Here is a 21,286-nt window from a genome sequence, read left to right as displayed (position 1 = left end):
CGTGTTTCCGTTTCGCTACACCAAGGCCGCCGACGAGCGGTCGGCGTTGCGGGCCGGGGCGGCCGGCGCCCGCTACCTCGCCGGCGGCACCACACTGGTCGACCTGATGCGCGAAACCGTCGAACGCCCAAATTGGCTGGTCGATATCAACGCCCTCCCCTATACCTCGATCGACGTACAGCCGGGGAAAATTCGCGTCGGAGCCCTCGTGCGGATGTCCGATCTCGCCGCTCATCCGGTCGTCCTGCAACAAGTTCCCATGATTAGTCAAGCCCTCGATCTCAGTGCCTCCGCTCAGCTGCGCAACATGGCATCGATCGGGGGCAATCTCTTGCAACGCACGCGATGCCTGTATTTCCGCGACGCGTCAGCCGCATGCAACCGGCGCACCCCTGGCGCCGGCTGCTCGGCAATCGAGGGACGCAACCGCGCGAACGCAATACTTGGCACGAGCCACCGCTGCGTCGCGACCCACCCGTCCGACCTCGCGGTTGCATTGTTGGCGCTGGACGCCGTCGTGGTGGCTCGACACACGGCCGGGGAACGGCAAATTCGGCTTGCGGATCTGTTCCGGCAGCCGGGCGACTCACCGCAGCAGGAGCACAACCTTCGCCCGGGCGAACTGATCGTCGCAATTGAGGTGCCGGTCGGGCCCGAGGCGCGTCGCTCCGGCTATCTCAAGGTGCGCGACCGCGAATCTTACGGGTTCGCACTGGCGTCGGCGGCCGTGGGACTCGACACCGCCGCGGGCGCGATACGCAGCGCGAGGGTCGCGGTTGGCGGGGTCGCCACGGTGCCGTGGCGCTTGCCGGCCGTCGAAGCAGCGCTTCGCGGCCAGCCAATCGATGCCGAGGTGTTCCGCCGCGCCGCCGCACTTGCCGTTGACGGGGCAAAGCCTCTGCGCGACAACGGTTTCAAGCTCGAACTCCTCAAGCGCACTGTCGAGAGACAATTAGCCACCGTGGCGGCCCTGCCATGATGCAGCCATGACGCACGCGGTCACCACGCAGGTCTTCTCCGGTCAGCCGATCAGCCGGGTCGACGGCCCACTGAAGGTGACCGGTGCGGCCCGCTACGCGGCCGACAACCAGGTTCCCGGATTGCTGTACGCCACGCTGGTCTGCAGCACGGTGGCATCCGGCGCCATCGACCGTATCGACACCGGTACCGCACTGCGGCAGCGTGACGTCCTTCGAGTGCTGACCGACTTCGCCGGGGTGAAACTGCCGTTCGACACACGCCGGGTTTCCTACTTCGGACAGCCGGTCGCCATCGTAGTCGCCGCTACGCTCGAGGCGGCAGCCCATGGAGCAGCGGTGGTCGACGTCCGCTACTCCAGCCGGCCGCCGCTGACGGATATCGATGCACCGCAAGCTATTCCGCAGCCGGGCCGCTTCGTTCACGACTACGCCCGCGGCGACCCCGACCATGCGATGCGCCGTGCCGCCGTGGTCACAGACCTCCAGTTCGCCATCGCGCGCAACGATCACAACCCCATGGAATTGCCTGCAACCGTTGCTCAGTGGGACGGCGACCAGCTCACGGTATGGGACAAGGTCCAGAGCATCAGCGCGGCGCGGCACTCCTACGCCGCTGCCCTGGGTGTACCGGACGAACACGTACGGCTGATCTCGCCGTTCGTCGGCGGCGCATTCGGCAGTGCCAGCCTGATCTGGCCGCATCAGCTGCTGACCGCATTCGCCGCTCGCCTGATGCGGCGACCCGTCAAACTGGTGCTGACTCGTAAGCAGATGTACACCGCAATCGGCTACCGACCTACCAGCCGGCAGCGCATCGTGATTGGGGCGGACCGATCCGGGCATCTCGACGCCATCATCCACGAGGGCCGCACGGAGACAGCCAGATACGGGGCCTATGAGGACTCACTCCTGCGCAATCCGCAGTTCCTCTACCGCGTCCCCAACATGCGATCGACGTATCGCGTTGTGCCACTGGATATCAACCTGCCGACCTTCATGAGGGGACCCGGGGCGGTCACCGGGACGTTTGCGCTCGAGTGCGGCATGGACGATCTCGCCCACCGGCTGGGCATTGACCCCATCGAGTTGCGGTTGCGCAACGAACCCGACGTCGACCAGACCAACGGCATGCCCTTTTCCACGAGACGACTCACCGACTGCCTCCGCCAGGGCGCGGCAACCTTCGGGTGGCACCGGCGAAATCCGAAACCGGGGACCACCCGCGACGGCGATCTCCTCGTCGGGATCGGGATGGCCGCAGCCGCCTATCACACGTATCGTAGTCAATGCGCCGCCATCGCACGGGTTTTCGCCGACGGCACAGCCGAGGTGCGAAGCGGAACCAGCGACATGGGACCCGGAACGCATACGTCGATGACGCAGGTTGCCGCGGATGCCCTCGGGATGCCGCTGAGCCGGGTGCGATTCACCCTGGGCGACAGCAGGTTCCCGCCGGCGCCGCCGCACACGGCTTCTCGGACCACGGTATGCGTGGGTTCTGCAGTGTTCGCTGCCGCTAATCTGCTGCGCGACAAGCTGATTCGCATGGCGGTAACTGACCCGGGGTCGCCGCTCAGTGGTTTGCGCCCAGAGGATGTTGCCATTACCGATGGCCGCATGTTCGCGATCGCCCCACCCGAGCGCAGTGAGTCGTATCAGGACCTGTTGCGTCGACGCGGCTGGTACGCGCTGGATGCCGAGCAGACCTGGACGCCGGACGATTCGGAAAACCGCTACTCGATGTACTCCTACGGAGCCGTATTCGCTGAAGTCGCCGTCGACCCACTACTTCCGACGGTGCGGATCCGCCGCATCTATGCGTGCTACGACGCCGGCCGGGTGATCAATCCCAAACTCGCACACAGTCAGGCGATCGGCGGCATGGTCGGCGGGATCGGGATGGCGCTCCTGGAGGCGACCCAACTGGATCACCGGGACGGCCGGGTTGTCAACGCGAACATCTCCGACTACCTGGTTCCGGTCAACGCCGACATCCCGGCGCTGGACGCGACCTTCTTGCCCGGCGAAGACATGCTCGTCGACCCGATCGGCGTCAAGGGACTCGGCCAGGTGGTGATCGTCGGGGTGCCTGCAGCGATCGCCAACGCGGTGTTCAACGCCACCGGCAAGCGAGTCACCGAGTTGCCCATAACCGTTGAGAAGCTGCTGTAACCGACATCGAAGAGGGCGATCCGGCGCCACCCGGCCGCTAGGTGCTATCCGGACTCGCGGTCGGTCGGCGCGCGAAGATGATTGGCGCTGTGAACGGCGGCCCGGAGAGAACCCTCCGAAGAGTTGTCGGCGACGAACAGCATCTCGTCGCCGGCTTGGAGCACGTCGTCGGCCTGGGGAACGACCACACTGTCGCCTCGAAGCACCGTGACCAAAGCGGTGTTCCTCGACAGATCCAACTCGCCCACTCGCCGCCCCACCAGTGGATTGTCTTCGGGCAGCGTCAGTTTCGCCAGGGCCGCCCTGCCCCCGCGGAGCCCCATCAGCCGCACCAGGTGGCCCACGTCGATGGCACCCTCGATCCCGGCAACCATGGCACCCGGCGCCGAGACCGCCACGTCGATACCCCACGCCCGGCCGAACAGCCACTCGTTGTGCAGGTCGTTGATCCTCGCCACCACCCTGGGCACGCCGAACTCGACCTTGGCCAGCAGGCCCACGACGAGATTGGCCTTGTCGTCTCCGGTCGCGGCGATCAGAACGTCGCACGTCTGGATTCCCGCTTCTTGTAACGAGGTCAGTTCGCACGCGTCGGCATGTAGCCAATCCGCATCGGGGACGGTATGTGGTTCGAAGTTGCTGCGCTCACGTTCGATCAACAAGATCTTGTGCCCGGAATCCAGCAACTCCCGCGCGACCGAACGCCCGACCTTGCCCGCGCCGGCGATCCCGATCCGCAATTTTCGTGTCGCCACCCAACCATCTTGTCTCATCCGGGTCGGCAGAAAGCGGGCACTTCGCGCCATACACGGGGCGCGTGGCGGACCTGGTACTGATTTACTGGCAGCACGCCAAAGTCGCAGCCCCCGTCGGACAATGTGCGCCCGCTGCCGGGGTCACCGTGAACGGGAACGAAACGAAATGAGTTTGCAACAGCTGTATCTGGCTTTGCTGATCGGTGGCCTCGTGCTGCTGGCCAGCATTGTGGGTACGCGAGTGGCGACTCGCGTCGGGTTTCCCAGCATGCTCCTCTTCCTGCTCGTGGGTGTCGTCGTCGGCGAAGACGGGCTCGGCCTGCAGTTCAGCGACGTGCAACTAGCCAGGAACCTGGGCACGGCGGCGTTGGCGCTGATCCTTGTCGAAGGCGGTTTGACCACCCGGTTCACCGACATCCGCAAGGTGCTGGCGCCGGCGGCCGCATTGGCCACCGTCGGCGTCGCCGTCAGCACGCTCATCACCGCAGTCGGTGCGCATCTGTTGCTCCGGATGGACTGGCAGGTCGCGTTGTTGCTCGGGGCGATCGTCTCGTCCACCGACGCTGCGGCGGTGTTCTCGGTCCTGCGGGTGCTGCCCTTGCCCCGGCGCATTGCCGGACTGCTCGAGGCCGAGTCCGGCTTCAACGATGCGCCCGCCGTGATTCTCGTGCTCATGTTCAGCGTGGTGCCCTTCGTGTTCGAACCCGAGGGCGCGGTCACCGACCTCGCGTTCGAACTCCTAAGCGGAGCCGCGATCGGACTGGCGGTCGGATACTTCGGCGCCCTCGCGTTGCGACGCATCGCGCTGCCCGCATCCGGCCTGTACCCGATCGCCACGTTCGGGTTGGGGCTGGTCGCGTTCGCCGCCGCCGGCGAGGCCCATGCCAGCGGATTCATCGCCGCCTACCTGGCCGCGGTGGTGCTGGCCAATTCGGGATTGCCCCACAGGTCGACGACTCGGTCGTTCGCCGAAGGTGTCGGCTGGTTGGCGCAGATCGGACTGTTCGTGCTCCTCGGACTGCTGGTCAACCCGAGTGCACTGACGGTTGACGTGGTCGCGGCGATCGTCGTCGGACTCCTCTTATTGCTGGTCGCCCGGCCGGTTTCGGTGGTGGCATCGCTCGCCGGGTTTCGCGTCCCGTGGCGCGACCAGGTCTTTCTGTCCTGGGCGGGATTGCGCGGCGCGGTCCCCATCGTCTTGGCGACCTTTCCGATCGTCGCCGGCGTTCCGGACAGTTATCGCCTGCTCAACATCGTGTTCGTGCTGGTGGTGGTATTCACGTTGGTGCAGGGCCCCAGCCTTCGCCCGATCGCTCACCGGCTGCGCCTGATTTCCCGCGAAGCCACCCGTGAGATTCAGGTCGAAGCGGCGCCCCTCGACGTGCTCGACGCGGAACTGCTGACCATGACCGTGCAACCGCCGTCCCGGCTGCACAACGTCACCATCCTCGAACTCCGCCTGCCCGACCCCGCCGTGATCACGCTCATCATCCGCGACGGCCACACCTTCGTCCCGGGACCCGACACCCGCATCGAGACCGGCGACGAACTTCTGATCGTCACCACCAGCAGGACGCGGGCCGCGACCGAGGCCCGACTTCGTGCGGTGAGTCGGAGGGGCAAACTCGCGTACTGGTTCGACGAATACGGCGAACCCGACTGACGGTGACGCTTGCCGCCCACCGGTGCTCGACCGCGCAGCCCCAGCCCCGACAATCTGATAAATTTTTCAACTGGTCGACTGTCGGATTGCTGAAGTCTTCAGGAGATGCAGGTGGAATCGGAGCCGCTCTACAAGCTCAAGGCCGAGTTCTTCAAGACCCTTGGGCACCCGGCGCGGATCAGGATCCTGGAGCATCTGGTGGAGCGGGATCGCTCGGTCGGTGAGCTGCTGGCCTCCGACGTCGGGCTGGAATCGTCGAACCTGTCCCAGCAATTGGGAGTGTTGCGCCGGGCGGGAGTTGTCGCCGCACGCCGCGACGGCAACACGGTGACCTATTCGATCGCCTCGCCCGATATCGCCGAGCTGCTCGCGGTGGCTCGCAAGGTGCTGGCCAGGGTGCTTAGCGATCGCGTCGCGGTGTTGGAGGACCTCCGCGCCAGCGGCACGGAGAAGTAGCGATGGGCTGGGTCGCCAAGATCTTCCGCGTCGGACGGGTCGTCGAGCCCGCCGGCGCGCAGCCGGCTCCGGCGGTGGAACCGCCTGCGGGGGTGCGGGGTTCGCTGCAGATCCGGCATGTCGACGCGGGGTCCTGCAATGGGTGCGAGGTGGAAATCTCGGGAGCATTCGGCCCCGTGTATGACGCGGAGCGCTTCGCGGCGCGGCTGGTCGCCTCGCCGCGGCACGCCGATGCGCTGCTGGTAACCGGCGTGGTGACACACAACATGGCCGGCCCGCTGCGCAATACGCTCGAGGCGACGCCGCGCCCGCGGCTGGTGATCGCGTGCGGGGATTGCGCCCTGAACCGAGGGGTGTTCAAGGACGCCTACGGCGTGGTCGGCGCGGTCGGCGAGGTGGTCCCCGTCGACGTCGAAGTCGCGGGATGCCCGCCGACACCCGCCGAAATCGTGGCGGCCCTGCGATCGGTGACCGGAAAATGACCGTCGCACCGACAGCCCCTGTTGCGTCGGCGCCAAACATGTTGCCCCAAAAGGGCTTCGGTTCGGCCGTCGCCGGGGTCGTCACGTCGGCCGTCGGCGTCGGCGGTGTCGGGTTGGGTCTGCTGGGCCTGTTCGGATCCGTGCGCGCGATGCGTGTGGGCTGGCTGCTTCCGCTGTCCGGAATACAGATCGAACTCGGCCGGTTGGGCGGATTCTTCATGGCGCTCACCGGTGGGGTGGCGGTTCCGGTCGGTTGTTACCTGATCGGGTATGCGCGGCGCGAGCACCTGGGCGGGGTCACGCTGGCGGTGGTGCCGCTGTTCGTCGCGGCAATGATCCTGGTGCCGGCCGCGGGTTCGGTGACGACGTTTCTGCTGGCGTGGGAGCTGATGGCGATCACGTCGCTGATCCTCGTGCTGTCCGAGCACACTCGCCCGCAGGTCCGCTCGGCGGGGCTGTCGTACGCAGTGATGACCCAGCTGGGGTTCGTCGCGATCCTGGTCGGACTGATGGTGCTGGTGACGGCGGGAGGAGCGGACCGCCTCGCCGACCTCGCGGGGATCCCTGCCGGACCCCGCACCGCCGTGTTCGTGCTGACGCTGGTCGGGTTTGGTTCCAAGGCGGGGCTGGTGCCACTGCACGCCTGGCTGCCGCGGGCGCACCCGGAGGCGCCCAGTCCGGTGTCGGCGCTGATGAGCGGAGCGATGGTCAACCTGGGCATCTACGGCATCGCCCGCTTCGACCTGCAGCTGCTCGGGCCGGGCCCCCGCTGGTGGGGGCTTGCGCTGCTGGGGGTTGGTGGCGCCTCGGCGCTATACGGGGTCCTGCAGGCCTCGGTGGCCACCGACCTCAAACGGCTGCTGGCCCATTCGACGACCGAGAACATGGGCCTGATCACGCTGGCGCTCGGCGCGGCAACGCTTTTCGCGGATACCGGTGCGTACGGCCCGGCGTCAATCGCCGCCGCGGCGGCGGTCCTGCACCTGTTGGCGCACGCGGCGTTCAAGGGCCTCGGGTTCCTGGCCGCCGGGTCGGTGCTGGCGGCGACCGGGCTGCGGGATCTTGACCTGCTCGGCGGGCTGGCCCGCCGGATGCCCGCGACCACCACATTTTTCGGGGTCGCCGCGCTCGGCGCGTGTGGGCTGCCGCTGGGCGCGGGCTTTGTCAGCGAGTGGCTGCTGGTCCAGTCGTTGATCCATGCCGCTCCCGGACGCGACCCCATTGTGGCGCTGACGACACCGCTGGCGGTCGGCGCGGTCGCGCTGGCCACGGGCCTGAGTGTGGCGGCGATGGTCAAGGCGTTCGGGATCGGCTTCCTCGCCCGCCCCCGCTCACCGCGGGCCGACGGGGCGCGTGAGGCACCGGCCGGCATGCACGCCGGGATGGCGATCGCGGCGGCCGCCTGCCTGACGCTGGCGGTGGCGCCGGTGCTCGTCGCGCCCGCAGTGCGGCGGGCCGTTGCGACGCTGCCGGCCGCACGGACCGTCGAGTTCACCGATCTCGGCGCCGTGGTGCGGCTGCCCGGGGTGTCCGGATCGATCGCACCCGGCGTGATCGCCGCCGGCGTGGTCGCCGGCGCGCTGGCGGCGGCCGTCCTCGCGCGCTGGCGTTTCCGCCGGCGCCCGGCACCGGCCGTGTTGCCGCTGTGGGCTTGTGGCGCAGACGATCTCACCGCGCGCATGCAGTACACGGCCACGTCGTTCGCCGAGCCGCTGCAGCGGGTCTTCGACGACGTGCTGCGCCCGGACACCGGCGTCGAGGTCACCCCCACTGCCGAGTCGCGATTCATGGTCGACAGGATCACCTACCGGACCGCGATAGCCGACGCGATCGAACAGCGCCTCTACACCCCCGTGGTCCAGGCGGTGGCCGCCGCGGCCGGGCTCATGCGGCGCGCCCACACCGGCAGCGTGCACCTGTACCTGGCTTACGGCGCGCTGGGGGTGCTGATCGTGCTGGTGGTCGCCCGGTGAACGTGATCTCCTACTGCGCGGGCGCGGCGCAGATCGGCGCGGTCATGGTGGGCGCGCCGCTGGTGATCGGCATCACGCGCCAGGTGCGGGCACGCTGGGAGGGCCGGGCCGGCGGCGGACTGCTGCAACCGTGGCGCGATCTGGTCAAACAACTTGGCAAGCAACAGATCACGCCGTCGGGAACGACGGTCGTATTCGCGGCGGCGCCCGGGATCGTCGCCGGGACGACGCTGCTGATCGCCGCGATCGCACCGCTCGTCGCCACCGGGTCACCCCTGGACAGCAGCGCCGACTTGTTCGCCGTGGTCGGGCTGCTGTTCCTGGGCACGGTGGCACTAACCCTTGCCGGTATCGACACCGGCACCTCGTTCGGCGGCATGGGCGCAAGCCGCGAGATCACTATCGCCGCCCTGGTGGAGCCGACGATCCTGCTCGCCGTGTTCGCGTTGTCCATCCCGGCCGGATCGGCCAACCTCGGTGCGCTAGTGGCAAGTACGATCGAGCACCCCAGCCACGTCGTGTCCCTGGCCGGCGTACTCGCATTCGGGGCGCTGGTGATCGTCATCGTGGCCGAGACCGGACGGTTGCCCGTGGATAACCCGGCCACCCACCTGGAATTGACCATGGTGCACGAGGCGATGGTCCTCGAATATGCCGGCCCGCGGCTGGCATTGGTCGAGTGGGCGGCCGGGATGCGGATCACGGTCCTGCTGGCGCTGTTGGCAAATCTGTTCTTTCCGTGGGGAATTGCCGGTGCCCAGCCCACCGCCCTCGACGTGTTGACCGGCGTGACGGCGGTGGCGACCAAGGTCGCGGTTCTCGCGGTGCTGCTCGCGACATTCGAGGTGTTCGTCGCCAAATTGCGATTGTTTCGGGTGCCCGAGCTGCTGGCCGGCTCGTTTCTGCTGTCCCTGCTCGCGGTTACCGCCGCCAACTTCTTCACCGTGCAGGCGTGAGGGCCCACCGATGACCGACGCTGATTTCTCGATCCTGGTCGACTTTGCCGCCGGTGGGCTCGTGCTTGCCTCGGTGCTGATCGTCTGGCGCCGCGACCTGCACGCCATCGTGACATTGCTGGCGTGGCAGGGCGTGGCGGTCGCAGCGATCCCGCTGCTGCGCGGTATCCACGATCATGATCACGCGCTCATCGGGGTGGGCCTCGCTGTCATCGCGCTGCGCGTGGCGGTGTTGCCCTGGCTGCTGTCCCGCGCGGTGGGCGCCGAGGCGGCCGCGCAACGGGAGGCGACCCCGCTGGTCAACACCACCAGTTCGCTGCTGATCGCCGGCGGGCTGACCGTCGCCGCTTTCGCCATCACTCGGCCGGTGGTCAATCTGGCTCCGGGTGTGACCATCAACGCGGTGCCCGCTGCGTTCGCGGTGGTCCTGATCGCGCTGTTCGTGCTGGCCACGCGGCTGCACGCGGTCTCACAGGCGGCCGGATTCCTGTTGCTAGACAACGGGATCGCCGCGACGGCGTTCCTGCTGACCGCCGGGGTGCCGTTGATCGTCGAACTCGGCGCCTCGCTGGACGTGTTGTTCGCCGTCATCGTGATCGGCGTGCTGACAGGACGGCTGCGACGCACCTTCGGCGGAGCCGACCTGGACAAGTTGCGGGAGTTGCGGGACTGATGGCCATTCTGTTGCTCGCCGCGATCCTCGCGCCGGTCGGCGCGTCGATCGCCGCCCTGGTCGCCGGGTGGCGGCGGCTGACCGCAACGCTGACCCTGGCGTCCGCAGCGACCGTGCTGGCATGCGCCGCGGGGCTGGGATTTCGGGTGGGGTCCCGGGCGCAGTTCGCGCTGGGCGGATTGCTGCGCGCCGACGCGCTGACGGTGACCATGCTCATCGTCATCGGCATCGTCGGAACGCTGGCCACCTGGGCGAGCATCGGTTACCTCGAGTCCGAACTCGCACACGGCCACACCGACGAGCGGGGCGCTCGCCTCTACGGCGTGCTGACGCCGGCGTTTCTGGCGGCGATGGTTCTCGCGGTGTGCGCCAACAACATCGGCGTGGTGTGGGTGGCGATCGAGGCCACGACGGTGATCACCGCCTTCCTGGTCGGCCATCGTCGCACCCGCACCGCGCTCGAAGCCACGTGGAAGTACGTGGTGATCTGCTCCGTCGGCATCGCCATCGCCTTCTTGGGCACGGTGCTGCTGTACTTCGCCGCCCGATGCGCCGACGCGCCCGCCGCCCAGGCGCTGAACCTCGACGTCCTTTCCGGATACGCCGGCCGCCTGGACCCCGGGGTTGCCCGGCTGGCCGGTGGGCTTCTGCTCATCGGCTACGGCGCCAAGGCGGGCCTGTTCCCGTTCCACACCTGGCTGGCGGACGCGCACAGCCAAGCCCCCGCCCCGGTGTCCGCGCTGATGAGTGGGGTGCTGCTGTCGGTGGCATTCTCGGTGCTCATCCGATTGCGGCCGATCATCGACGCAGCCACCGGGCCCACCTACCTGCGCAACGGGCTGCTGGTGGTCGGGCTGGTGACGCTGCTCGTCGCGGTGCTGATGCTCACCGTCACCGGCGACATCAAGCGGATGCTGGCGTATTCGTCGATGGAGAACATGGGCCTGATCGCGATCGCGGCGGCCGCCGGCACGACCTTGGCGGTTGCCGCGCTGCTGCTGCACGTGCTCGCCCATGGGATCGGCAAGACCGTGCTGTTCCTGGCGGGTGGTCAGGTGCAGGCAGCGCACCACTCCACCGCCATCGCCGACATCACCGGCCTCATGCGGCGGTCACGGCTGATCGGCGCGTCCTTTGCCGCCGGCCTGATCGTGTTGCTTGGGCTGCCGCCATTCGCGATGTTCGCCAGTGAGCTGGCCATCGCGCGTTCCCTGGCCAGCGCGCAGCTCGCCTGGGCGCTGGGTGTGGCGATGCTGCTGATCGCGATCGGCTTCACCGCCCTGGCACGCCATTCCGGACGCATGCTGTTTGGCGCCCCATCGGCGGGCATGCCGTCGATCACCGTGCCGGCCACCGCCGCGGCGGCCCTCATCGTCGGCATCGTCGTCTCGGCGGCCCTCGGCATCACCGCGGGGCCGCTGACCGACCTGTTCGGCATCGCCGCCAGCAATGTGGGTGTCCCGCGATGATCCGAAACCGGATCAGCAACCGGGTATCCGAGAACGGTTTGATCGAGATGGCCGAGCAACTCCTGGCCGATTCGTTTCGCCTGGCCCTGGTCGCCGCCCACGACGACGGAGACAGCCTGCGCGTCGTCTATCTATTCCTGGCCGGCCGGCCCGACCGCCGTGTCGAGCTGGAATACGTTGTGCCGATTGATAATCCGAGTGTGCGATCGTTGGCCTATCTGTCGTTTCCCGCCGGCCGGTTCGAGCGCGAAATGGCCGACCTGTACGGAATCCGCCCGGTCGGCCATCCCAAGCCGCGCCGGCTGGTCCGCCACGCGCATTGGCCCGAGTGGCACCCCATGCGCACCGACGCCGGGCCCGCGCCCGAATTCACTGGTACCGAGGCCTTTCCGTTCCTGACCGTCGAGGGGCCTGGGGTATACGAGATCCCCGTCGGCCCCGTGCACGCCGGCCTCATCGAACCCGGTCACTTCCGGTTCTCCGTCGCGGGCGAGACGATCGTGCGCCTGAAGGCCCGGCTGTGGTTCGTGCACCGCGGCATCGAGAAACTCTTCCACGGCCGCGTTGCCACCGGGGCACTCGATCTCGCCGAACGCATCAGCGGCGACACGTCCGCCGCGCACGCGCTGGCCCACAGCCTGGCGATCGAAGACGCGCTGGGCATCGAGCTGCCCGACGAGGTCCACCGGCTGCGCGCCCTGATCGTCGAACTCGAACGGCTCTACAACCATGCCGCCGACCTCGGCGCCTTGGCCAACGATGTCGGCTACTCGCTCGCCAACGCCCATGCCCAGCGGATCCGCGAAAGGTTGCTGCGGCTCAACGCCGCCGTCACCGGGCACCGGCTACTGCGCGGCGCCATCCACCCGGGTGGGATTGCGCTGCACGGTCTTCCGGACACCGACGAACTTGGGACGCTCGCCGCCGATCTCGCCGAGGTCGCCGGACTGACGCTGGCCAACTCGGTTGTCCACGACCGCTTCGCCGGCACCGCCATCCTGCGGCCCGATGACGCCAACGCCCTTGGCTGCCTGGGCTACGTTGCCCGGGCCAGCGGTCAGCGCACCGATGCCCGCGTCGAGCACCCCACCACCGCGCTGCCCGTCACCGAGATCGGCTCCCCCGACGGCGACGTCCTCGCCCGCTACACCGTGCGGCGCGACGAATTCGCCGAGTCCACCGCTCTCGCCCGACACATCGTCGAATCGCACTCCGGCCCAATCGAATACGCTGCCCCGGTTCACCCGGTAGGCGCCCCAAGCAGCGGCGTCGGCATCGTCGAGGGCTGGCGCGGCACCATTGTTCACCGCATCGAAATTGACGGCGCCGATCGCATTACCCGCGCCAAAGTTGTTGACCCGTCGTGGTTCAATTGGCCCGCACTCCCCGTCGCCATGGCCGACACCATCGTCCCCGACTTCCCGTTGGCCAACAAGAGCTTCAACCAGTCCTACGCCGGCAACGACCTGTAGGCACCTGGAAAATCCCGGCGTGTCCGGCGATCCCGCGCGATCCCTTGCCTTCGGCCAGTAACACGGTTACGGTACTGGCAGTAACGCCGTTACTCGCATCTCACCGAGCCTTGAAGCGGGATCAATGACTACCGCCAACGACACCGAGGTCTACTACGACCCCTACGACATCAACATCACCGCCAACCCGTACCCGACATTCGCCCGGCTGCGCGACGAGGCGCCGATCTATTACAACGAACGCTACGACTTCTGGGCGCTATCACGATTCGCGGACGTCGAGAGAGCACTGGCCGATTGGCAGACCTTCTCCAGCGGCCGAGGGGACATCCTCGAGCTCGTGCAGTCCGATTTCGACATGCCGCCCGGCGTGATGATGTTCCAAGACCCGCCGATGCATACGATGTTGCGCGGGGTGATGTCGCGGGTGTTCACCCCGCGTCGGATGGCCGCGATCGAAGAACGGATCCGGCGGTACTGCATCGGTTGCCTGGATCCGCTGGTCGGCTCGGACGGCTTTGACATCATCGCCGAACTCGCCTCGATGATGCCGATGCGCGTCATCGGCATGCTGTTGGGAATTCCCGAGGATGACCAAGTCAGCGTCCGTGACGCCAATGACGCCAACCTGCGCACCAAGCCCGGCACGCCGATGAAGGTCGTGAATCCTGACAAAATTGCCGACGGGAGCATCTACGCCGAGTACATCGATTGGCGCGCCGAGAATCCCTCCGACGACCTCATGACGGCGTTGCTCAACGTCGAGTTCGAGGACGAGCACGGCGTGACGAGAAAGCTCACCCGCAACGAGGTGCTGCACTACACACAGGTCGTCGCCGGTGCCGGCAACGAAACGACCGGTCGGCTCATCGGCTGGCTGGCCAAGGTGCTCGCCGAACACCCCGACCAGCGTCGGGAAGTCGCGGCAGACCGATCGCTGCTGACGCGTGCCGTCGACGAAACGCTGCGGTTCGAGCCGACGGGTCCGCACGTCGCGCGCTACGTCTTGCGCGATGTCGACTGTTACGGCACGACGGTGCCCGCCGGTAGCGCCGTGCTGCTGCTGTTCGGGGCAGCAAACCGCGACCCGCGCCGCTACCAGAACCCGGACACGTTCAACATCCACCGCGACAACATTTCTCACATCACGTTCGGCAAGGGGGTGCACTACTGCCTCGGGGCGAATCTAGCGCGCCTGGAAGGCCGGGTCGCTCTCGACGAGTTACTCAACCGCTGGCCCGAATGGGGTATTGACTACGACAGCCTCAGGCTGGCGCCAACCTCGACCGTGCGTGGCTGGGAACGGCTGCGCGTGACCCTCGGGTGAGTTGGCAATCTCGTCGTGATCTCGCCCGTCAATGGGCTTTAGACAGCGAGAACCACGTGAATGTCGGTGTGTGCGAAGTCGTCACGTTTACACAGGAGCGGCTGGCCGCTGACCTTGGCCAGGGCGTAGGAGAAACAGTCGCCATAGTTCAGGCCGGCACGATGCCGCCCCTTGCCGTAGGTGCGGTAGGCGACTCGTGCGGTCTCCGCCTGGTTGGAATCGACGCTGACAAGGTCGACTGCGGCGCGATGGAGCCACAGATCTAGCTCCCGTCCCCCCGGTTCACCGAAGCGGGTTTCGATCACGATCGCCGCCTCCAGGTAGGACGCTGTCGACATCAGCCGAACATGATCCGCTTCCACCGCTGCCTCGAACCGCCCGGCGTCAGGCTCATCGTTGAGCATCGCGACCAACGCAGATGTGTCGATCACCATCAGACAGGCAAACCTCGCTCGTCGTAGCCGAGGACCTCATCCGCGGTTCGAGTGTCGAGCACCGGCAAGGCCGCGCAGCGGCGGCGGATGGCCGCTAACTCCTCGCGCAGCGGAATCGACCTCGCGCGCCCGGTCTCGCGGGCGAGCCGTTCCCGCAACGCGACCACCACCGCTTCGGTCAACGTCTCACCCGTGCGCGCTGCCAGTTCCCTGGCAAGGCGGTCGGCCTCGGGATCTTTGATGCTCAACGCCATGGTCGAGATTATATATAAATAGCAAGATTCTAGACGCCGCCGCGTCAGTCGCTCAGGCGCTGCGACGGAGCCTTCGGCTGGGCGATGACTTTCACGTCACGCCCCGCCCCGGCCGCCATGGTGGCGGCCTCACCGCGAGCCAGGGCCACGGTCGCGACGATCACCAGCACCGCCGACGCCACCAGCAAGATCCACTCCGGGCCGTTGGCCTCCAGCGTCTCCTTGAGCACGGTGATCCCCAGCACCGTGGCCACCACTGGCTTTGCCACGGTAAGCGCCGGCAAGGAGGCGGTCAGCGCGCCAGCGCGAAACGCTGACTGCTGGAAGATCATCCCGGCCAGCCCGGCGAGCACCCAGGCGTACAGCTCGGGGGCATACGGCAAGTTGCCAGCGCCCGTGTGAAGCACCTCGACGAGACCCTTGGTCAGCACCGCGAACAGCGCCAACGACGAACCCGACACCACCGCGAGCAGCACCGCCGCGGCCGGACGATCCGACCAGATCCGGGCGCCCAGCACGCAAAACCCCAACGCCGGACCCATCACGAGCGCCACAACGATCCAGGTTGCCAGCGAGCCACGGTAGTGGCCGGCCGTCGGATCCCCGGCCGTGATGACCGTCGCCAACGCCCCTGCCAGCAATACGGCCCACAGCCACTCCCGGCGGGTTATCCGATGACGGGTCAATCGCGCATAGATGGGTAGGGCGAACAGCAACACCGTCACCTGCAGTGCCGTGACCAACATGACCGAGCCCCTGTCCAGGGCCGCGGCGAGCAGGCAGTAACTGGCGATGTCGCCCGCACCGCCGAGCCACCACCGGGTGTTGCGCACCAACATGCCGAACAGCGTCAAGTGACCGACCGGTTCGTCGGTGATCTCCTGTGCGGAGCGCTGACGGATCACGTTTCCGATCGCGGCTGCCAGCGCGGCGCACAGGGCGAGAACTGCCGCGATATCCGTATTTGACATGGGTGGCCTCCTCGCCGACGTCCGGGCCGGAAGTCGCTACGCACACGGGGTATTCACCGACGCTTCTCTCCCGCGGTGACTCTGGTGCGCAATGAATGCTCAGCCGCCCCCGCGGTGAAACCTCCTCAATTCCTACCTGAACAACCTAGGCATGCGCCGCGGGAACACGGTCGAGCCTCAAAGCGGAAACGTGGTACCCGTGAGCTGTTCGGAAAGCTCCCAAAGTGCGGCGGCGGTGGTTGCGCGCTTCGCCAGCCAGCTGCGCCAGATCGGCTGGGTGCGGCCGTAGAGGCCGAATCGCGGGCCGACGAACGTGTCTCCCGGTAGGTCCTGCGATACCGCGTACAACGTCTGCCGAGCGCCGAAGTCGGCATCGGTTGCCACGACACGGTCGGCGGCCAGTACCACCGCGTCGGTCAACTTGCGGCCGGAGCGGCCCTGCAGGTTGGTGTGCGACCAGCCGGGGTGGGCGGCCAGCGCGCGCAGCGGAGAGCCGGCGGCATCCAGGCGCAGCTGCAGCCCGCTGGTGAACAGCAGGTTGGCGAGCTTCGACTGGCCATAGGCCAGCCACCTCGAATACCGCCGGGACTGCCAGTGCAGGTCCTTGACGCGGACGTCGCCAATCATGTGCAGCAGCGAGGACACCGTCACCACCCGGTCGGTGAGCTTGGGCAGCAGCAGGTTCGTCAACGCGAAATGACCGAGATGATTGGTGCCGATGTGGCGCTCGAAGCCGTCGCACGTCAGCGCGTAGTCGACGGCCATGATGCCGGCGTTATTGACCAGGACGTCGACCTTGTCGATGCCGTCGGCGAAACGCCGGACCGAGGACAGGTCCTGGAGGTCGAGTTGGCGCACCTCGACTTCGCCCGTTTTGGGGCCGGTCATGAGCGCGGCCGCGGCGACACCCTTCGCGGTGTCGCGCACCGCCAGGACGACGTGGGCACCGACCCGGACCAACTCGCGGGCGGTCACCTCGCCCAGCCCACTGTTGGCGCCGGTGACGATGGCGGTGCGCCCCGCGAACGAGGGCAGGTCTGCGGCGGTCCAACCGGACATGGCAGCCACACTAAGTGTCGAAATCACGACGGGCTTCCGACCCGGCGTTTCCGGCGTGATCTCACTCGCAACGGCGTCGCAGGTATCGTGCCGAGAATGGCCGGCGGAATCCCACCCGGGCACCTCAGATCGCGGACCGCCGCATGTATTTAGTCGTCATCGTCAATCCGCTCGCACGCAGGAACCGTGCCGCGGCGGGTGATCGCAGCGCCGACCTGCGGCGCATCGTCGGCCCATGCGGCGAGGTGCATGAAACCGCTTCCGTCGAGGACCTGCGCGGTATCGTGCAGCAGCTCGATCCACGAGTCAGCCACCTCGTGGGCGACGGCGGCGACGGCGTGCTGCACTGGTTGGTCAATGAAACCTGGCAATGGATCGGCGATCCGGAACGCTGGCCGACATTCGTGCCCACCAACGGTGGCAGTGTCAACGCTGTCGCGCGCAAGGCACGGGTACGCGGGCGGGCCGATGCGATTCTGCGCGCACTGATGGCCGCCGCCCAGGCGGATCGGCCTCCGCCCGAGGTGTGCCTCGACACCCTGGAACTCGACGGCGAAACCGCCGACGGCGCAACGTTTCATCGGCTCTGTTTTGGGCTGGCCGCCGGAGGTGTCGGCAACCGGTTCTACGACAAGTACTACGCCAACCCCGACCATAACCGGACGGCGGTCGCGCGAACGATCGCTCGCACGTTCGGCGATTACCTGACGTCTAAGGTTGCCCCGGGCCGCTCCGATAGGAGCAACTACGCATCTCACCTCTTCGCTCCGACGCACGCCCGCGTCCTCATCGATGGCGAGGAGGTCCCGACGCGGACACACAGGCTGCTGCACGCCGGCGCGATCGACCTGCGTATCGGCGGTCCGTTTCGGCTCTTCCCCAAGGCCGCCGAACCCGGTGCGCTGCATTTCCAAGCCGGGGAGACATCACCCTCGAGGATCATTGCGCAGCTTCCCGCGGCACTCACCTACGGCACGATCCGCGGTGACCGGATACGCGACGTCAACGGCAAAGAGATGATCATCGAGGCCGAGGGCGAGCCGCTGTCGCCGATCATCGACGGCGAGCGTTTCGCCGGCATCGTCAGGCTGGTGGTTCGTGCCGGGCCGCACATCCGCGTCGCCCAGGTGGGGGCCTGACGTCGGCCCCGGAGGGAGTCACCGCTGGGACTGAATGGTGCGGGTGATCTGGGCGGCGAGTTTGGGGTCGCTCAGCAGTTGGTCGACGAGCGCGGACAGGACTTCTTGTCCGGTGACGCGGGTGAGGCCGATGCGGTCAGCGGCGTCTCGCTGCCAGATGTCGAGGGCTCGATGTTGGGCGGGTGAGAGGTCGACCGTGCGTCGGACGCTTGTTCGTTGGACGCGTGTTCGTCCGATCGCCACAGGTTCGGTTGGCGCCGCCGCGATGCGGTCGGAAGTGTGGTTCATCGTGGTGGTCTCCTGTCGGCATCGAACGTCAGTAGATGGCCAGATCAGTATATCCGTAGATCATGAGATGCCCGCCGATGGCGTCGTCGTCCAAATGCTTTGCTTTTGGCATCTGTGCGATTGCTGGTTTACTTTATCTGCTCGATCACCATTGCAGTGTACTGGCGCTCACAATGATTTGCGAGTAAACGCCTGAAGAGGGCATTAGCGATGGTTGGCGTCCGCGGGGGCGAGGCGCATTCTGCCGTAATCATCACTAAGTACGGAAATACGGAGATGCGCACACCAGTATCGCCGTAACTGCTGAGAAAGCCCCACTACCTGCCCATAGTTGCTGTACTGACTTACTGATAACAGTATTTACGGGATCCTTGAACTCCTGATACGCGGTCGATCTAGGGGCGGCAGACGCCAGAGACGTGCATCGCATATATAGGTATATACGCTTGTTCGCCAAATTAACATTGTGAAATTAGTGTTCAGCACCTGTAAAGTCGCTTGTATGCTTTGCTTGCTATCCGTATGTGGCGTTACCATTTTCTTGATCAATCGCGATGGGGGAAGAGGATGACTCCGACGATGGAGACGCTGATTGACTACCTGCGGATGTGGGAAGCGCGCAGACCGGACCAAACCCTTTTCCGGTTCGTCGACGCCGCAGGCCGCGAGCTCGAGCACTACACCTACCAGAGCTTCGCCGAGCGGACGCGTGAGCTGGCCGCCTACCTGTTCGCCGAGGCCGGGCTCAGGCCTGGTGAGCGGGCGCTGCTGGTCTACCCACCGGGTCTGGAGATGGTGGCGGCATTCTTCGCCTGCGCGCGCATCGGGGTGATCGCCGTACCGGTCAGCCCTCCCTTGCCCATGGCGTTCGAGGCGGGCTTGGCCAAGCTCGGCTTCATCGCGCGGGACTGCCAGGCAAAGGCTGTCCTCTCGACTAAGCAGTTTGAGTACGACTACCGGCTGCTGCTCGGCCACCGTCAAGGCGCGGTGCCCTGGCCCGAGACCGAGCGGCTCCCGGAACTGCCCTGGTTCGCGACGGACGGCACGCAAGACTTCGGCGGCGCCCCCGTGGCGGACGTTCCCGGCCCGGTGCTCTTCCTGCAGTACACGTCCGGCTCCACCAGCGACCCCAAGGGCGTGATCGTCAGCCACGCCAACGTCATCGCCAACGCCTCGGCCTTCGACGGCGACGAGGTAGCGGTCAGCTGGCTCCCGCAGCACCACGACATGGGGTTGATCTCCGCTTACTTGTTCATCTTGGCGGGCGGCGGCACCACACATGCGATGTCGCCGGTCGACTTTCTCCAGCGGCCGGCGGCGTGGCTGCGGCTCGTCAGCGACGTCCGCGCCACCCACACCCCAGCGCCCAACTTCGCACTGGAGTACTGCCTGCGCGAGGACAAGCTCCCCGCGGCCGAGCTGGCCGGGATCGACCTGAGCAGCCTCGACAGCATCGTCGTCGGGGCGGAGCCGCTGCGCGCCAAAACCTTCGCGCGCTTCCGGCAGCGCTTCGCTCCTTACGGTCTGCGGCCCGACGCGCTGACCGGCGCTTTCGGCCTGGCCGAAAACACGCTGGTCGTGTCCGTCCCAGGGTGCCGGAAAAGTCGCGTCTCATGAGGTCAGGACCAGTTTGAGGGCATGGTCTGGGTGTGTGGCGTGGTGGCGTAGGCCGGCGGCGATGTTGTCCCAGCCGGTGATTCGCAGGATGCCGATGGCGAGGTTGCGGCAGGTGGCCATCACCCGTGGTGCTTGGCCGGTGCGTACCTGCGAGGAGTCCTCGGCGAAGGTGACGTCTCGGACCCAGTGGAGGCGATTTTCTATGCTCCAGTGCCCTTGGACCCAGGTGGCGAGCCGCTGGGGCGGTGCGGCCGTGTGGTTTGCTGAGGTGATCAGGTACACGACCTCGACGGTTTTGCTTCCGTCAACGGTGACGGTGCGGCGCAGCTGGGCGACTTGGGTTGCACCGGGAAAGTCGATCCAGTCGGGAACGTCGGCGACCTTGATCGAACGGGTGATGTGTCGGCCACGCTCAGCGGCCCGGGTCGTGTGGGCGGGCATGTCCTTCCAGGGCAGTGTCTTGAGCTTGTGGTGCAGGGTCGGCATATTCGCCTTCACTGTGAACACGTAGTCGCCGCCTGCGCCGGTGATGAGTGTGGCGGTATCGGTTTGGGTGTGCATCGCATCGAGGGTCACCACTGCATCGTCGAGATCGAGATGCCTCAACAGTGTTCGCGCAGCGGTATTTCGTTGCTCTTTGCGTCGACGGCCACCTGTCCTAGCACGACTCCGGCACCGTGGTCGAATGCGGCGATCAGGTGTGGGCCTTGCCACCAGCGCGGGTGCGCGCGCCTCGGATCGTCTTGCCGTCGATGGCGATCACGCGACGCTGCTCGACGGTGAAGGTTCGCGTCCACATCCACACGCCCAATGCTTGGTCGAGGGCGTCGGCATCGAGGCGGGCGAACAATTTGCGCAACGTCGATTCGTCCGGGGCGCTGCCGCTGGTGACTCCGAACGAAGCCAGTGTGCCACTTGCCGCCTCTGCGGCCCATTGGCCGATCGCCGCGAACGACCGGCACCCGGCCAAGGTAGCTGTGACCGCCAGTGCGAGCACCCCGGCCAACGAGTAGCGCACCCCGCGCCGGTCGCGTGGGTCGGGCACTGTCTGCAGGGCTTGCAACAGGCGTTCGTGGCGCGTCGGGTTCGCATCGGCAGGCGGCGTCGGAGAAGATGGCACGTGGGTGTGACCTCGGGTTCGGATGG

Annotated in this window: 20 protein-coding genes and 1 pseudogene; 13 read left to right on the top strand and 8 right to left on the bottom strand. The window is 66.9% G+C overall.

Going from position 1 to position 21,286, the window contains the following annotated elements; genetic code table 11:
• Position 1 precedes the first annotated feature (1 nt).
• Positions 2-979, top strand: a complete 978-nt coding sequence (locus G6N24_RS08130; protein ID WP_085158430.1) for an FAD binding domain-containing protein — start codon at positions 2-4, stop codon at positions 977-979.
• A gap of 7 nt (positions 980-986) precedes the next feature.
• Entirely contained in the window at positions 987-3,152 is a 2,166-nt protein-coding gene (locus G6N24_RS08125) for a xanthine dehydrogenase family protein molybdopterin-binding subunit (RefSeq protein ID WP_085158428.1), read from the top strand.
• 44 nt (positions 3,153-3,196) lie between these two features.
• Here G6N24_RS08125 and G6N24_RS08120 read toward each other — a convergent pair whose 3' ends face one another.
• The gene (locus tag G6N24_RS08120) at positions 3,197-3,892 is read right to left on the bottom strand and encodes a potassium channel family protein (RefSeq protein ID WP_085158446.1); all 696 of its coding nucleotides are present in this window, start codon (positions 3,890-3,892) and stop codon (positions 3,197-3,199) included.
• Between the two features lie 181 nt (positions 3,893-4,073).
• Here G6N24_RS08120 and G6N24_RS08115 point away from each other — a divergent pair, with 181 nt between their 5' ends.
• The 9 genes from G6N24_RS08115 to G6N24_RS08075 all read left to right on the top strand — a co-directional run bounded on the left by G6N24_RS08115 (position 4,074) and on the right by G6N24_RS08075 (position 14,378).
• Positions 4,074-5,570, top strand: coding sequence for a potassium/proton antiporter (locus tag G6N24_RS08115; RefSeq protein ID WP_085158426.1), 1,497 nt, complete (start codon positions 4,074-4,076; stop codon positions 5,568-5,570).
• Between the two features lie 111 nt (positions 5,571-5,681).
• A complete protein-coding gene (locus G6N24_RS08110) occupies positions 5,682-6,026 on the top strand; it encodes a lsr2/espR transcriptional regulator (protein WP_085158444.1) in 345 nt (114 codons plus the stop codon).
• A gap of 2 nt (positions 6,027-6,028) precedes the next feature.
• Positions 6,029-6,508: an NADH-quinone oxidoreductase subunit B family protein gene (locus G6N24_RS08105; protein ID WP_085158424.1), complete on the top strand. Its 480-nt coding sequence runs from the start codon at positions 6,029-6,031 to the stop codon at positions 6,506-6,508.
• Entirely contained in the window at positions 6,505-8,481 is a 1,977-nt protein-coding gene (locus G6N24_RS08100) for a proton-conducting transporter transmembrane domain-containing protein (RefSeq protein ID WP_407938702.1), read from the top strand. Before G6N24_RS08105 ends, G6N24_RS08100 begins: the two co-directional genes overlap by 4 nt.
• A 5-nt stretch (positions 8,482-8,486) precedes the next feature.
• Entirely contained in the window at positions 8,487-9,437 is a 951-nt protein-coding gene (locus G6N24_RS08095) for a respiratory chain complex I subunit 1 family protein (RefSeq protein WP_085158442.1), read from the top strand.
• Between the two features lie 10 nt (positions 9,438-9,447).
• Positions 9,448-10,110 (top strand): hypothetical protein, encoded by a 663-nt coding sequence (locus G6N24_RS08090; protein WP_085158420.1) that lies wholly within the window; start codon positions 9,448-9,450, stop codon positions 10,108-10,110.
• Positions 10,110-11,579 carry a proton-conducting transporter transmembrane domain-containing protein gene (locus G6N24_RS08085; RefSeq protein WP_085158418.1) on the top strand — a complete coding sequence of 490 codons (1,470 nt, stop codon included), beginning with the start codon at positions 10,110-10,112 and terminating at the stop codon, positions 11,577-11,579. The genes G6N24_RS08090 and G6N24_RS08085 overlap by 1 nt, the downstream gene beginning before the upstream one ends.
• Positions 11,576-13,051 (top strand): hydrogenase large subunit, encoded by a 1,476-nt coding sequence (locus G6N24_RS08080; RefSeq protein WP_085158416.1) that lies wholly within the window; start codon positions 11,576-11,578, stop codon positions 13,049-13,051. Before G6N24_RS08085 ends, G6N24_RS08080 begins: the two co-directional genes overlap by 4 nt.
• A 124-nt stretch (positions 13,052-13,175) precedes the next feature.
• Positions 13,176-14,378: a cytochrome P450 gene (locus G6N24_RS08075; protein WP_085158414.1), complete on the top strand. Its 1,203-nt coding sequence runs from the start codon at positions 13,176-13,178 to the stop codon at positions 14,376-14,378.
• Positions 14,379-14,416: 38 nt separating this feature from the next.
• Here the strand turns inward: G6N24_RS08075 and G6N24_RS08070 are convergent, their stop codons facing one another.
• From G6N24_RS08070 to G6N24_RS08055, 4 genes are all read right to left on the bottom strand, one after another.
• Positions 14,417-14,812, bottom strand: a complete 396-nt coding sequence (locus G6N24_RS08070) for a type II toxin-antitoxin system VapC family toxin (RefSeq protein WP_085158412.1) — start codon at positions 14,810-14,812, stop codon at positions 14,417-14,419.
• The gene (locus G6N24_RS08065) at positions 14,812-15,066 is read right to left on the bottom strand and encodes a type II toxin-antitoxin system VapB family antitoxin (protein WP_085158410.1); all 255 of its coding nucleotides are present in this window, start codon (positions 15,064-15,066) and stop codon (positions 14,812-14,814) included. Before G6N24_RS08065 ends, G6N24_RS08070 begins: the two co-directional genes overlap by 1 nt.
• Positions 15,067-15,110: 44 nt before the next feature.
• Entirely contained in the window at positions 15,111-16,037 is a 927-nt protein-coding gene (locus tag G6N24_RS08060; protein WP_085158408.1) for a DMT family transporter, read from the bottom strand.
• A 177-nt stretch (positions 16,038-16,214) separates the two neighbouring features.
• Entirely contained in the window at positions 16,215-17,096 is an 882-nt protein-coding gene (locus tag G6N24_RS08055) for an oxidoreductase (RefSeq protein WP_085158406.1), read from the bottom strand.
• A 143-nt stretch (positions 17,097-17,239) separates the two neighbouring features.
• On the opposite strand from G6N24_RS08055, the gene G6N24_RS08050 reads away from it, so the two are divergent.
• Positions 17,240-18,235: a diacylglycerol kinase family protein gene (locus G6N24_RS08050; RefSeq protein ID WP_085158404.1), complete on the top strand. Its 996-nt coding sequence runs from the start codon at positions 17,240-17,242 to the stop codon at positions 18,233-18,235.
• A gap of 18 nt (positions 18,236-18,253) precedes the next feature.
• Here the strand turns inward: G6N24_RS08050 and G6N24_RS08045 are convergent, their stop codons facing one another.
• Positions 18,254-18,523, bottom strand: a complete 270-nt coding sequence (locus tag G6N24_RS08045; protein WP_085158402.1) for a hypothetical protein — start codon at positions 18,521-18,523, stop codon at positions 18,254-18,256.
• A 579-nt stretch (positions 18,524-19,102) separates the two neighbouring features.
• Between G6N24_RS08045 and G6N24_RS08040 the strand changes: the two are divergent.
• Positions 19,103-20,116 (top strand): annotated as a pseudogene (locus G6N24_RS08040) (AMP-binding protein); the annotation flags it as partial.
• 18 nt (positions 20,117-20,134) lie between these two features.
• Here G6N24_RS08040 and G6N24_RS08035 read toward each other — a convergent pair.
• Together G6N24_RS08035 and G6N24_RS24325 are read right to left on the bottom strand one after the other, a co-directional pair.
• Positions 20,135-20,854, bottom strand: a complete 720-nt coding sequence (locus G6N24_RS08035) for an ISAs1 family transposase (RefSeq protein WP_232070721.1) — start codon at positions 20,852-20,854, stop codon at positions 20,135-20,137.
• Positions 20,835-21,185 carry a transposase family protein gene (locus tag G6N24_RS24325; RefSeq protein ID WP_232070720.1) on the bottom strand — a complete coding sequence of 117 codons (351 nt, stop codon included), beginning with the start codon at positions 21,183-21,185 and terminating at the stop codon, positions 20,835-20,837. The genes G6N24_RS08035 and G6N24_RS24325 overlap by 20 nt, the downstream gene beginning before the upstream one ends.
• Between the last annotated feature and the right edge of the window lie 101 nt (positions 21,186-21,286).

This window comes from Mycobacterium lacus (assembly GCF_010731535.1).
Taxonomy (GTDB): domain Bacteria; phylum Actinomycetota; class Actinomycetes; order Mycobacteriales; family Mycobacteriaceae; genus Mycobacterium; species Mycobacterium lacus.
Note: the sequence above shows the minus strand (reverse complement) of the source record. Positions and strands in the feature narration are given on the sequence as shown.

Coding starts and splice junctions, on each gene's coding strand:
- G6N24_RS08125 (WP_085158428.1), top strand. CDS start 987: ATGACGCACGCGGTCACCACGCAGGTCTTCTCCGGTCAGCCGATCAGC.
- G6N24_RS08115 (WP_085158426.1), top strand. CDS start 4,074: ATGAGTTTGCAACAGCTGTATCTGGCTTTGCTGATCGGTGGCCTCGTG.
- G6N24_RS08105 (WP_085158424.1), top strand. CDS start 6,029: ATGGGCTGGGTCGCCAAGATCTTCCGCGTCGGACGGGTCGTCGAGCCC.
- G6N24_RS08100 (WP_407938702.1), top strand. CDS start 6,505: ATGACCGTCGCACCGACAGCCCCTGTTGCGTCGGCGCCAAACATGTTG.
- G6N24_RS08090 (WP_085158420.1), top strand. CDS start 9,448: ATGACCGACGCTGATTTCTCGATCCTGGTCGACTTTGCCGCCGGTGGG.
- G6N24_RS08085 (WP_085158418.1), top strand. CDS start 10,110: ATGGCCATTCTGTTGCTCGCCGCGATCCTCGCGCCGGTCGGCGCGTCG.
- G6N24_RS08080 (WP_085158416.1), top strand. CDS start 11,576: ATGATCCGAAACCGGATCAGCAACCGGGTATCCGAGAACGGTTTGATC.
- G6N24_RS08075 (WP_085158414.1), top strand. CDS start 13,176: ATGACTACCGCCAACGACACCGAGGTCTACTACGACCCCTACGACATC.
- G6N24_RS08070 (WP_085158412.1), bottom strand. CDS start 14,812: ATGGTGATCGACACATCTGCGTTGGTCGCGATGCTCAACGATGAGCCT.
- G6N24_RS08065 (WP_085158410.1), bottom strand. CDS start 15,066: ATGGCGTTGAGCATCAAAGATCCCGAGGCCGACCGCCTTGCCAGGGAA.
- G6N24_RS08060 (WP_085158408.1), bottom strand. CDS start 16,037: ATGTCAAATACGGATATCGCGGCAGTTCTCGCCCTGTGCGCCGCGCTG.
- G6N24_RS08055 (WP_085158406.1), bottom strand. CDS start 17,096: ATGTCCGGTTGGACCGCCGCAGACCTGCCCTCGTTCGCGGGGCGCACC.
- G6N24_RS08050 (WP_085158404.1), top strand. CDS start 17,240: ATGTATTTAGTCGTCATCGTCAATCCGCTCGCACGCAGGAACCGTGCC.
- G6N24_RS08045 (WP_085158402.1), bottom strand. CDS start 18,523: ATGAACCACACTTCCGACCGCATCGCGGCGGCGCCAACCGAACCTGTG.